We start from the raw sequence: 13,041 nt of genomic DNA on the forward strand, positions 1-13,041 counted from the left end.
TTAACATTATAAAAAAAGAGGAAATCATCAGTTGGGTTGATAATTTCCTCTTTTTCTTTTTTATTTATTTTTATTTTAACTTAAAATTAATTGAGTAAGCTCTGCTGACGTAATATTACCAAAGTAATATTTTAAGTTTATTTCATCTAACACTTTAATAAGTTCTGCTCTGACTACTTTTGTGCCTATTAATGCTTCTTCTACTTCTGTGATATCTCCTTGACCAAAGAAATCTCCGTAAATTCGACATTTGGCAATTCGATTTTGTTCTATGGATAATGTTATGTCGACTGTGCCACAATTGAATCGGTCGCTACGATTATATTCATATTTAGGTGAACGTCCGTAGTTCCAATCCCAGTTTTTATATTTTTTCGCTGCAAGTTCATCAATTGCATCCCAATCTTCTGCGCTTAATTCATATCGTTTCGCTTCTTTAATATCATCAATACCCATAATTTGTTCGACCATTAAATTTTTAAATTCGTCTATCGTAACATTTTTATATTTTTCATCTAAGTAATCACGAATATTGCCAACTCGAGCACGTACGGATTTTATACCTTTAGATTCAATTTTTTTACGATTTGGTTTAAGTATATTTACCATTGGCTCATAATCGACATCTAATAATAAAGAATAGCCGCCATATATACGATTGTTAATAAGCGTCATAGCTGCTCCTGATACTTTTTTATCATGAATTGCTAAATCATTACGACCGCTTTGAATCACTTCTGTAGCTCCTAAATTATGTAGGGCATCGATTGCTGGCTCGTAAAACCTTTGAAAATCTCCATAAATAGAAGTATCTTTTTCAAGAATGCAGCACATATTTACAGCACCCCGATCAACATATACTGCGCCTCCCCCTGTATCTCGGCGGACAACTTGTATATCATGTTCGTCTACATAATCTTGATTAATTTCTATAGCTGTATTTTGGAAACGACCAATCTCGACTTTCGGGTCACAGTAATATGGAAACAAAATATCATCATCCAAGAAAATATTCTGACTTACATAAACTTGCATTGCTAAGGCTATTGCCCCGTCTGCAATATATTCTCCATTACGAATAGGTTCAATTAAATACATATCATCACTCCTAATTTTGTAAGATTTGTTGTGCATCTGTTATTAAAGTAGAAATGTCTTCTGTTAAATGTATTGTTCTATCTTCTATATTTTTAGGAATGCGATACGCTTTTTTGTTTAAAGTCATATAAACTGCATTTTCGTTATGGCGTGTCATACGTTGGAAAGGATGTTTCACAAATTGAGGTGTTGTGTAACCAATGCCAATTTCTATATAAAGAACTTTGTCATCTTGATGTTTTTCTAAAAATGCATTATACCGATCTAACTGTGCATGAAAGTCAGCATCTTCTACCATACCTACTTGTGCTTTACGTTTATTTATTTCCATAGGTGCATCACATTTCGGACAATGTGGAATGAGGTCCCAAGGGATTTTCATATCTTCTTGTTGTTCTACCATTTGTCTAATTGCATCATCATCTCGATACGTTTGAGCATGACAGTGTTGACTACATTGCCATAAAATATATTTACCTTGGATGTGGAACACTTTATCCATGTCATATTCAGCTATATCAAAAGCATTATCCGCATTAGTTGTTATAATATGGTGTTCTTTATCTTTAAGCATTTCTTTTAATGCAATATATGACTTACCTACAGGTTGATCTATATAATTTAATTTTACAAATCGACTTTCAAAAGCCCAATATTCTTGCCAACTTTCAAAAGGATGTAAACTAGCTTGTAACATATCAAAAAATCCATACTTTTCGATAAAGTCTGGAAAGTTCTTTGTAAAACGATCGCCAATATACGTGAAGCCATCAGAAGCTGACATACCAGCACCAATACCAACTACGACCGCATCCGCTTCTTTAAAAGCTTGAGCAATTACTTCAGCTTGGGTATTGTGGGTTTGGTTCAATGTTAATGCATCCCATGTTTCTTTATTCATGTTGACTGAGTGCCTCCTTATATAATTGGAAATCTTTATCTTTAAAAACATTAAAAATAACTTTTATAGGTGAATTTGTTTCATTTAAATAATTTAACGTTGTTTCGATTGCAATTTTTGTCGCCTCTTCTTGTGGAAATCCAAATACACCAGTTGAAATACAGCAGAATGCTAAATGCTTCAATCCATTTTCATCAGCCAGTTTTAAACAACTTCGATATGATTTCGCAAGCAAGTCTTTATTCATTTGAGAAAGAGGTTTTCTTTGAACTTGTGGTCCTACTGTATGAATCACATATTGGGACGGTAAATTATATGCTGACGTAATTTTAGCTTTACCTACGCCTTCTTTTTTACCTTGTTTTTTAATAATTTCATCGCATGCTAAACGAAGCTGTACGCCAGCTTTTGTATGAATAATATTATCAATACAATTATGGTTAGCCTGCATACAACCTAAGAACTTACTATTAGCAGCATTCACAATACCATCTACTGCTAATGTAGTGATATCACCTTGCCATAAATAAATATTTTGGTTTAATTTTGGCTCCAAATCTTCAATATATGTTACATGCTTTTGGTTAAGTTCTGATAAATAAGCATCTTGTACCTGGATAAAAGCATCGTCTATTGGTTTAGGGGAACGAACATTTTGGAGTCCGCGATACAGCTCCCACTTACTTCGTCCCTCATCAACAATAGGAGTGTCTCCATGTGCTTCATTCCATAAATAAGCTGTGAGATAAGCGAGTCTCTCATCTTGTGTTTGTTTCATTTATGCCTCAGATAATGCGTTAAATGCAGCTTCGTCTACATTTTCTAATTTAACTAACCAATTTTCTTCAGGTTTTTCAGAGTTTAAAATTGTTGGCTCATCTTCAGCTTTTTTATTACGTTCCACGATTGTACCTGCTAATGGAGATTGTACATCTAACACTGTTTTAGATGCTTCAATACTTACAATTTCATCGTCTACATTTATGTCGTCTGGTCCCATAAATTCTACATAACCTACAGTTCCAATATCATCTTGTAACTCCGGTGTCATTCTATAAACATATTGATTATTTACTTTCTCTACCCATAAGTAATTCGCTAATTTTTTCATTAAAAATCTTCCCTTTCATTTATAAATATATTTCTGATAATAGCTCTAAAGTTCTACATCTCTGTTTAATTCCTGGATGCAATGGTACTAATAAGACTTCATTTGCTTTGAAATCTTCGACAAGTCGATCTATTTTAAGTTTAATTTGTTCTTTCGTCCCTGCAATAACACGTGCACGATGTTGTTCAATCAAACGTTGATCTCGTTCACTTAATTTATATGATTTAGCAGTTTCAATAGATGGAAATCGACTGAATTCAGCAAACTGTTTTTTGCCTAGTAACCATACATCTAATGATTGTAACAAGTCTTCAGCTTCTTGTTCAGTATCTGTAACAATAACAAATGTTGTTATCATAACAGTGGAGCTCATATTTAATGATGTGCGATTAAAAGCTTTGCGATAAGTATCGACACTTTCTTTTGCACTATCAATTTGAGCTTGATTAGGTAATAAAAACGTACCTAACGTCAAGCCTATTCCTTGCTCAGCTGCAATCTGAGCTGATTCAGCACTTGTACAAAGTAGCCACATACCCGAATGATGAGATAAATGAGGTTGAGCAATTAATCCTTTATAGCGCTGATCTTCATCTTGATTCGTAATATAATGACGTATATCTTTGATGCTTTGCTCATAATCTAGGAAGTCTGTTTTACCTTCATTCAAAGCACGTTTAACAATCGCAGTTCCTAAATTACTACCAATGCCTAAATCCGTTCTATTTGGAAACAAACCTTCTAACAATCTAAAGTTCTCTGCTATTTTATACGGGCTATAATGTGGTAACATAACGCCACCAGAGCCTAATTTAATTCGCTTTGTTTCTGATAATAAATGCATCATCATTAATTCAGGACTACTGCAGGCAAACGCTGGCACATCGTGATGCTCTGTTAACCAAAATCGCTTAAAGTTAAGCTTGTCTGCTAACTTAGCCAGTTTCACAGTATCTTGCAAAGCTTCTTCAGCGCTTTTTCCTTCATCTATCACAGCGTAATCCAATACACTTAATTCAACCAAACCATCATCTCCAAGATTACTTACATCACTGCTAAAATCATGTTCGACTATATTATGCATGATGATGTATGAAATATCACATTTATTGCTTAATCCCTTTTTGTCCAATATATATTATAACTTTTTTATCAGTATTTTGTTAACCATTTATGCAATTATTAAATTTCCGGCAGATAAATATTCATTTAGCTATTTGTTTATTGATTATTAAATTTTTCAATGTTAATTTGAAAGTAATGAAAAGCGCGAAAGAGGATGTTATAACATGAATAAATACTCACCTTTATTAGAATCACTTCAATTGCCTAATGGCGTTGTATTATCAAACCGTTTTGTACTTTCACCGATGACAACAAATTCATCTACTAAAGAAGGTCATATTACAGAAGAAGATTTAAATTACGCCAAAAGACGTGCAGATTCAGCACCTTTGCAAGTAACTGGCGCAGCATACATAGAACCTTACGGACAATTATTTGAATATGGATTTAATATTTCTGACGATGCTTGTATACCGGGGTTAACTAAAGTTGCTAAAGCAATGAAAGGTTCAGGCAATAAAGCTATTTTACAACTTGCGCACGCAGGTCGTTTTTCTAATCATGCTATTTTAAAATATGGACAAGTTTATGGCCCAAGCCCAATGTCATTAAATTCACCTATTAAACATGAAGTACTAGAAATGTCAGTTTCTAAAATAAATGAAGTAATACAACAATATGCTGACGCAACTTCGCGCGCTATTCAAGCAGGATTTGATGGTGTCGAAATATCTATAGCACAACGTTTACTTATACAGACATTCTTTTCTACATTCTCAAATGAACGAACAGATCAATATGGAAGAAACACATTAGAAAACAGAGCAAGATTCGGATTAGAAGTCATGGAAGCTGTCCAAAAAGTAATCGATAAAGAAGCACCTGATGATTTTATTTTCGGTTATAGAGCGACTCCTGAAGAAACACGAGGAGATAAACTTGGTTATACAATCGATGAATTTAATCAACATTTAGACTGGGTATTAGAAGTTGCAAACATTCATTATTTAGCTATCGCTAGTTGGGGGCGTCATATTTATCAAAATACAACGCGCACACCTGGTAAATATTTTGGCAGAAGAGTAAATCAAGTCGTATATGAACATTTAAATGGAAGAATACCACTTATCGTTAGTGGAGGTATCAATTCTCCTGAAACAGCTTTAGATGCACTCCAAAATGCAGATATGGTCGGGATGTCTTCACCTTTCGTTACAGAACCTGATTTTGTTCATAAATTAAAAGAAGGCAGACTCGAAGAAATTAATTTAAATGTTACATCAGAAGAACTTGAATCATTAGCAATTCCAAAAGCAGCTTTTAAAGACATCGTACGCATGATGGATTATGGGGAAGGTCTAGAAAAGAAAGCACGAGACGAATTACGAAAATTAGAAAAGAATTATGATGACTAAATTTCCTTAACAAAAGCTCCTAACCCGTTAAATAAAGTTTAACGAATTAGGAGCTTTTTTGAAAAATAGAGTTTCTTACCCTCTTATATTCCCCATTTTATTAATGAACTTGAATATGTTAAACCACCGCCAAAGCCAAATAACAGTAGTGTTTCGCCTTTTTTAATATCTCCTCTGTCTACTGCATCATCTATAGCAAGTGGTATCGTAGCTGAAGATGTATTGCCGTAATAAACTAGACTATGTAGCGTTCGTTCAAATGGATATTCACTTCTCTTACAGATGTTCTGTATCATTTTCAAGTTTGCACTGTGTGGTACAAACCAATCTACATCTTTCAATTCTACATTTGCTTTTTCAGCTAATTTTTCTATTTCTCTAGGTACCATTTTGATTGCCCATTTATACACTTCTTTACCATTTTGATTTACGAAACCGATTTGTTCTAAATCTTTTCCGAACATCGTTTTACTTACATCTGTACAGTATAAACTTTCAGCTAATTTTCCTTCTGAGCCACTTGTGGACGTGATAAAACTTGATTCTTCATCATTTTCTATTAAAAATGCACCTGCGCCATCACCAAATAAAACACATGTATTACGGTCAGAATAATCAGTGATTTTAGATAAAACTTCACCTGCAACGACAATAATTTTATTGTACATACCTGATGATATATATGCATTTGCCATATTAATACCATATACAAATCCTGCGCACGCTGCATTAACATCTATTGCAGCAGCATTTTCAAGACCTAGTCTACCTTGTACATATGAAGCTACACTTGGCGTTCTATAGTCCGGTGTTAAAGTTGAGACAATTATTAAATCCACATCGCTAATGTCTTTATTATATTTCTTTTCTAAATTTTTAATAGCTTCATAACATAAATCAGATGTAAATTCGTCATCTGCTGCTATACGTCGTTCTTTAATACCTGTACGTGAAATAATCCAATCGTCACTTGTTTCAACTAGTTGTTCCATATCTTCGTTTGTTAATACTTTTGATGGCTTATATGAGCCAACAGCTGTAATTTTTGCATGAGTCATCTTTTCCCCACCTCATCTTGATAGAATTCTTATTTTCTTTTTAAAATAATACTTTTGTTATTCATTAAATGATGTGAACTACTTTTTTATTATCGTACTATAAACAACTATACTCCTAGATTTTAAATTAATAAATGGTCATATTATATATTTTTTGTGTATAAAGTATGTTATTTGGTTTTTTCTTTTGCTCTGAATATGATTAAATCAGGATAATACGGGAATTAATAAATGGTCATATAAGTTTAAGGAGGTCACCTTATGAAGGCTATAACAGTTGGATTGATTCCTTCTCCAGATATGCCAAATAAATTGATTGATAAAGTAATCAATCAACTAGAGGAAACTTTCAAATCTAATATAGATTCAAACGTGGATTGGCACTTTGAACAGGAAGTAGCTCCTATGATTGGCACATCTGAGCATATGGATGAAACACTTGATTTAATAAAAGATAAAAAAAATCAAAACAATTGGGATTATGTTATTTGTGTCACTGATTTACCGAGTATTTCTGGTAAAAAAGCAGTCGTATGTGATATAAACACAGACACACATTCAGCATTTCTTTCTTTACCAGCTCTTGGTGTAATTAATTTAAAGAAGAAATTGAAAAGCTTTCTAGCTTTTGTGCTTAATTACATGTATCGCAAAGAAGACGATGTTGATTTATTAAAAAATAAAGGATTTAAATTTGCCAAAATATCTAAAGTAACACCTAATGAGGACAATTCAACCCAAACTGTACGAATTATAATAGAATCTGCTGCTATAGGTTGGATTCATATTATTGCTGGGATGACTTATGCTAATGAACCATGGTCAGCAATAGGTGATTTCAAAAAGATTATATCTGTTTCATTTGCGACAGGTACGTATGTGTCTATTTTTTCAACGCCTTGGGATTTAAGTATTTCATATGATTATTGGCGTTTTATTTTATTAACGCTTTTATCTTTAATAGGGATGACTGCATGGTTAATTTATTCTTATAAGCTTTGGGAGCATCCTTCTACAAAAACACAAAGGATTTATCGAAATGCTTATAATTTAACAACATTTATGACGGTAGGCTCGATTACTATATTTCACTACCTTTTACTTTTTGTGTTACTCGGAATAAGTGCGTTACTTTTCGTGCCACCTGAGTTATTTACATCATGGACTTCTTTAAATAGCATACACCCAACTTTCATAGACTATGTTAATTTAATTTGGTTCATTACTTCACTAGGCTTTTTAGCAGGAGCTTTAGGTTCAACAGTTGAGAATGCTGAAAAAATTCGTCGCGTAACGTATTCTTACAGACAATACTATCGTTACGAATACATTTCTCAAAGTCAAAGTGAAGATGATAAAGAAAATGAAGAACAATATGAAGGTGAAAAACAATCGCATAGAAAGGAGGAGAAATAAGATGACTAAAAATAAAATAGTCGTAGGTATAGTTGCAGCCCCTGGCCTCCCTGAAAATTTAGCTTATCAACTTGAAAATGAACTACCTGAAACTTTGTCTAAATATATAAATTCAGATGTTGAATGGAAAATTAGTTTAACAATCGATCCTTTAACGGGTTCAGCAGAATCTGTTGAACGAATCTATGAAAAAACAAATGACTACAATCATTCTAATGAATGGGCTTATACGATATGTATAACCGATTTACCAGTCTTTCAAGAAAAATATGTTGTAGCTGTCGATATTAATAAAGACACTGGTACAAGTCTTATTTCTCTCCCTTCATACGGTTGGAGACCAATGAAAAAAAGAGCGAAACATACTATCGTTGGCATTATTAAAGAAGTAAATGAGTACAAACATAAAAATAAAAATAAAGAACCAGAAACAAGCCATGAACTGATGAATAGCCAATTTCCTTTATCATCTCTTAAACGTACATCACACTATATAGAAAATACTAAATCAGAACACGTTCAATATTTAGTATCCAATAAAACATTTGGGGCATTTAGATTAATAAGTGGTATGACTTTTGCGAACAATCCGCTCAATATGATGTCTAGTTTAAGTAGTGTTGTGGCAATAGCTTTTACAACTGGAGCATTCGGTATCGTTTTTACAACAATGTGGAATTTAAGTTATGTTTATACAGAGTGGCGATTATTTTGTATGACGATTGTTGCAGTTTTAGGTATGATGATTTGGACAATTGTAGCACATCGTTTGTGGGAGCCTATTAAACAAAGTGAAGATCGTCGCATTACGAGATTGTATAATTTTACAACGGTTTCTACTTTAGCAATTTCATTGATTATTTATTATGTGACGTTATTGATTTTATTCTTAGTAGCTGCCCTTGTGATTTTACCGCCTGATTATCTCGGTCAAACATTGAAGATGGGCAGATCAGCAGACTTCATAACTTTCTTTAACCTTGCATGGTTCGCAGCATCAATTTCTACTGTTGCCGGAGCAATTGGCGCAGGCTTAAATAATGAAGAATTAATACTCGAAAGTACTTATGGCTATAGACAAAAAATGCGTTACAAACGCATCAAAGAATTACGAGAAGAAAAAGAACAACAAGAAGCTGAAATCGAAGAAGAAGACAAAGCAGAGCAACAAGAAAAAAAACAAGACAATAAAGATCAAACAGTCTATAACACGGATAAAAATCAAGAGAAATAAGACTGCCCGTATCAGTACGGTCAGACAACCCTTAGACTCCCTCTATGTAAATTCGTCTATAAATATTAAAATTGTCTCACGTGAAACAGAAATATTAAAAAAAGCCTTAGCTTAAAACCTAATTACATTAGTAGGTTTATAGCTAAGGTTTTTTATGAATTTGATAAATGAATTAATTTATCAGCGTTATCTGTGAAGATACCATCTATTCCCCAATTTGCGAGTTGATTCGCACGGGATGCTTTATTAACAGTCCAAACGTTAATTTCATATCCTGCTTCTTTAATCACACTTATTTTAGATTGCGTTAACTGAGATGAATCTTGAACATTAACAGTTTTAGAATGACAATAATCTAAAATTGTTCTCCAGTCTTCTCTGAAAGATGTTGTCCAGAATAAACAAGCTCGTTTATATTCCGGCATTATTTCATGCGATAACTTGATTAATACAAAATTAAAACTTGAAATAAGAACTTCAAGATTAGAGTTTAACTGAGCTAACTTTTCTTTAACTTGTTTAACCATACTATTGGAAAGTGCAGTTCCATTTGGTCCAGTTACACCTTTTAATTCTACATTCAAATTCATATTATATTCATTTGCTATTTCAATCACATCGTCAAATGTTGGCAAAACTTCATCTTTGAATTTCGAACTATACCAAGATCCGGCAGATGCAGATTTAATGTCACTATAATTATATTGAGTTATTTCCCCGGTCATATTTGTCGTACGATCTAAATAATCATCATGAATAATAATTAATTGTTCATCTTTCGTAATGGCTACATCAAGTTCCAACCATTTTACATCCTCAATTTCGGATGCTGCTTTGAAAGATGCAATCGTATTTTCTGGAGCTTTACTAGGCAGCCCTCTATGTCCATAAACGGTAAGCATATCTTCACTCCTTAACTATATTGAAGGTTTTATTAATCTACTACCCTCTTTTTTTGTATTTTAGATATAAAGAACGTCCAACACAAGAAATATGAGTCTCTTGTAAAGGTCATTCTATTAGTTGATTAGCGGTTTAAAGCAAGTTAAGTATTTTAACAACATCTTAATATTAATTTAACATCCCATTGCTATAATTCGAAGTAATCATACATAGGAGGTTCTTAAAAGATGAAAAGTGGAAGTTTGTTAAAGTTTGTCACAGCAAGTACAGCAAGTGTTATGTTACTCTTACCTGGTTCACAATATGCAGATGCAAGTGGAGCGGGAAAAGCACCTGAGCAAAACAGTTCCCAAGCCCAAAGTAATCAATCTATCAAGATTATGCAAGAAAAACCTCAAGTAGCGCCCGTGCCTACAAATAACAACCCAAATCGTATAATCGCTAATTTTAATGGTGATACAAGAACACAAATGGGTTTTAGTTGGTACACGACAAATAAGTTTAATGATGCAAAAGTATGGATATCAGAAACGGGAGATTTTAGTGACGCGCAAGTAGTTAATTCAAAGCCTAAAAAAGTAAATTCTAAATATGTCGAACGAGATAAAAACGGGAATTTCATTTTTGCTGATGTAGAGAAAGACGATGAAGGCGAAATTATTAAAGATAGTAATGGTAAAGAAAAAATTAATGGCTATTATACTGATGAGAATGCTAGCGGTGCGGAATGGACTAGCGGTGATAAACACGGTAAGTCTGAATTAACTACCGTTCCAGAGTATACATATAAAGCTAAAGCTCAAAATTTAAAGCCGAATACAAAATACTATTATAAAGTTGGTAGTGCGAGTGGTCCACAAAGTGAAGTTGGTCAATTCAAAACATCTGGTAACAGTGGTGATGAATTTAAATTCGTACAGTATACTGATACACAAAATGCTTACTGGAATGAACATGTAAGAAACGAAGCTCAATTCGGTGCTGATACAATTCAACAAGCAATTCAAACAGCAGGAGATCCAAATTTTGCATTACACACAGGTGATTTTGTTGAAACTGCTGAAGTTGAAGATGAATGGGTAGATTTATACGAGCGCTCAAGACCTTCATTTTTATCTGTTCCAGTCGCTTCTGCTCCAGGAAACCACGATGAATATGCTTTAAGTGAAGACGATGACAAATTATTAGGTCAATTTAACAAACACATGAACGTGCCAAAAGAAAATAATGCAGTAAATGGTGGTTCTTATTACTCATTTGATTACAACGGTGCACACATGGTTGTAGCAAATACAAATGACAACAAAAAATCTAAAGATAATCCTGATGAAAAAGCAATCGGCAAAGAACAAATGGATTGGATTAAAAAAGATATTAAGCAAGCAAAACAAAACGGTGCAAAATGGATTATTTTAAACCTGCATAAACCAATGTATTCAAAATCTTATCATGCACTATCCGATGAAGATGTTAATAAAATTAGAAATGAACTGACAAAAGAGATTGATGAATTAGATGTGGATTTAGTGTTACAAGGTCACGATCATGTTTTATCACGAACTAAACCATTGGAGCATACTTCTACTAAAAATAGCTTTGTAAACGCAAAACCTGAAGATGCATCACAAGTTTTAGGAAAAGACCATGTAGAATATTATGATAATCCAAATGGTTCAGTCTATGTATTGCCAAACACAGGTGGTACAAAAGCTTATGATGCTATTTATGATCGTTCATTAGAACACATCAAAAAAGTACGTCCTGAATTAGGCGATTTAACACAACAACAATTAGATCATTACAACAGCTTGTTCGCACTTGGCAATCAACCACATAAATCTAAAGCTTTTGATACTAGTCATGAAAATAATCGCGATTCATCCGAGCAAAACTTTTCAGTTTACGAAGTATCAGGAAACAAACTTAAAGTGAAAATTTATCAACTATACGGAGATATTAGCAAAGGAGAACAACGTGAAGTAAAATTAGTCGACGAATTTGGTATTTTGAAAAATAAGCAAAATAAATAGTTATGAATGAATTGGGAGTGGGACAGAAATCTTATTTTGATAAAAAGATTTCGTAGTCCCACCCCCTTATACATAAAGGAGTTTATTTATGAAAGCAATATTCAAATACATTTTTCTTACAATTAGCATCGTCGTTTTTACCGTCGGTTGTAGTAGCCAAAGCCAATCTCAACAACACGTTAAATCAGCACATACAACTCAAGCCCAAAAAACAGATATTAATTCATCAGATAAGAAAAAAATTAAAAAATCTATCATGAAATCATTAGATAAATATGCTCAAGAACAATCTTTAGCAATCTCTAATCGTTATTTGAGCTTCGGTGATTATGCTACTGGTGATGCATATACACTTACAGATGATGGTGAAATTCAAGTTAGTGATAAAGGCAAACCAGGCAAAAAAGCATTTGATATACACAATGTTGTTGGAGCTGTCTCATATCATTCAAGTAATGGCACAACTGGGTTTGATAAAGCAGCAGAAAATTTATCTAATATTGAAGGCTATCAAAATGTAGCAAATATGAATAAGCCTATTACAAAATATTTGTTTGCTGATAATGGTAAAGTTTATGCACACACATTTAATTCAGAAGATGACATTACTCTTTCAACAGGGTTCGCAGCAAAAGATCATAATGACAAAGATCCAAACTTAAAACCTAACTTCATTTTCAAAGAAGTAAAAAATGAGACCTTAACAGAAGATTGGAAAAAAATTCTAAATAATAAATGATATTAAAAGGAATTTTTACACTTTATCACTCATATAAAAAGCTTATCTTTTGGTCGTAACCAATAAGATAA

12 protein-coding genes are annotated in these 13,041 nt (G+C 33.1%); 5 read left to right on the plus strand and 7 right to left on the minus strand.

Annotated elements, in window-relative coordinates; all coding sequences use genetic code 11:
* Positions 1–75: 75 nt before the first annotated feature.
* From ACO6VN_RS10760 to ACO6VN_RS10780, 5 genes are read right to left on the minus strand one after another with little or no spacing between them, the layout of a single operon-like run.
* A complete protein-coding gene (locus ACO6VN_RS10760; protein WP_194200374.1) occupies positions 76–1,098 on the minus strand; it encodes a lipoate--protein ligase in 1,023 nt (340 codons plus the stop codon).
* 10 nt (positions 1,099–1,108) lie between these two features.
* A complete protein-coding gene (locus tag ACO6VN_RS10765; protein WP_216683594.1) occupies positions 1,109–1,999 on the minus strand; it encodes an SIR2 family NAD-dependent protein deacylase in 891 nt (296 codons plus the stop codon).
* Positions 1,992–2,777, minus strand: a complete 786-nt coding sequence (locus ACO6VN_RS10770; RefSeq protein WP_422404651.1) for a protein-ADP-ribose hydrolase — start codon at positions 2,775–2,777, stop codon at positions 1,992–1,994. The genes ACO6VN_RS10765 and ACO6VN_RS10770 overlap by 8 nt, the downstream gene beginning before the upstream one ends.
* Positions 2,778–3,110, minus strand: a complete 333-nt coding sequence (locus tag ACO6VN_RS10775) for a glycine cleavage system protein H (protein WP_422404652.1) — start codon at positions 3,108–3,110, stop codon at positions 2,778–2,780. It abuts the gene before it with no gap.
* Positions 3,111–3,129: 19 nt separating this feature from the next.
* Entirely contained in the window at positions 3,130–4,134 is a 1,005-nt protein-coding gene (locus ACO6VN_RS10780) for an LLM class flavin-dependent oxidoreductase (RefSeq protein WP_422404653.1), read from the minus strand.
* A 265-nt stretch (positions 4,135–4,399) separates the two neighbouring features.
* Between ACO6VN_RS10780 and ACO6VN_RS10785 the strand changes: the two genes are divergently transcribed.
* Positions 4,400–5,590 carry an NADH-dependent flavin oxidoreductase gene (locus ACO6VN_RS10785; protein ID WP_422404654.1) on the plus strand — a complete coding sequence of 397 codons (1,191 nt, stop codon included), beginning with the start codon at positions 4,400–4,402 and terminating at the stop codon, positions 5,588–5,590.
* Positions 5,591–5,673: 83 nt separating this feature from the next.
* Here the strand turns inward: ACO6VN_RS10785 and ACO6VN_RS10790 are convergent, their stop codons facing one another.
* Entirely contained in the window at positions 5,674–6,648 is a 975-nt protein-coding gene (locus ACO6VN_RS10790) for a ketoacyl-ACP synthase III (protein WP_422404655.1), read from the minus strand.
* Between the two features lie 261 nt (positions 6,649–6,909).
* Here ACO6VN_RS10790 and ACO6VN_RS10795 point away from each other — a divergent pair, with 261 nt between their 5' ends.
* Positions 6,910–8,064: a hypothetical protein gene (locus ACO6VN_RS10795; protein ID WP_064211385.1), complete on the plus strand. Its 1,155-nt coding sequence runs from the start codon at positions 6,910–6,912 to the stop codon at positions 8,062–8,064.
* A 1-nt stretch (position 8,065) separates the two neighbouring features.
* Positions 8,066–9,298 (plus strand): 5,10-methylene-tetrahydrofolate dehydrogenase, encoded by a 1,233-nt coding sequence (locus ACO6VN_RS10800; RefSeq protein ID WP_216683590.1) that lies wholly within the window; start codon positions 8,066–8,068, stop codon positions 9,296–9,298.
* A gap of 152 nt (positions 9,299–9,450) precedes the next feature.
* Here ACO6VN_RS10800 and ACO6VN_RS10805 read toward each other — a convergent pair whose 3' ends face one another.
* Entirely contained in the window at positions 9,451–10,200 is a 750-nt protein-coding gene (locus tag ACO6VN_RS10805) for a glycerophosphoryl diester phosphodiesterase (RefSeq protein WP_064204384.1), read from the minus strand.
* Positions 10,201–10,479: 279 nt separating this feature from the next.
* Here ACO6VN_RS10805 and ACO6VN_RS10810 point away from each other — a divergent pair, with 279 nt between their 5' ends.
* Positions 10,480–12,231, plus strand: a complete 1,752-nt coding sequence (locus tag ACO6VN_RS10810; protein ID WP_369964357.1) for a metallophosphoesterase — start codon at positions 10,480–10,482, stop codon at positions 12,229–12,231.
* 88 nt (positions 12,232–12,319) lie between these two features.
* Positions 12,320–12,970 carry a hypothetical protein gene (locus tag ACO6VN_RS10815; protein WP_194200366.1) on the plus strand — a complete coding sequence of 217 codons (651 nt, stop codon included), beginning with the start codon at positions 12,320–12,322 and terminating at the stop codon, positions 12,968–12,970.
* Positions 12,971–13,041: the final 71 nt, after the last annotated feature.

It is taken from the genome of Mammaliicoccus sp. JADD-157 (assembly GCF_049310805.1).
Lineage (GTDB): Bacteria > Bacillota > Bacilli > Staphylococcales > Staphylococcaceae > Mammaliicoccus > Mammaliicoccus lentus.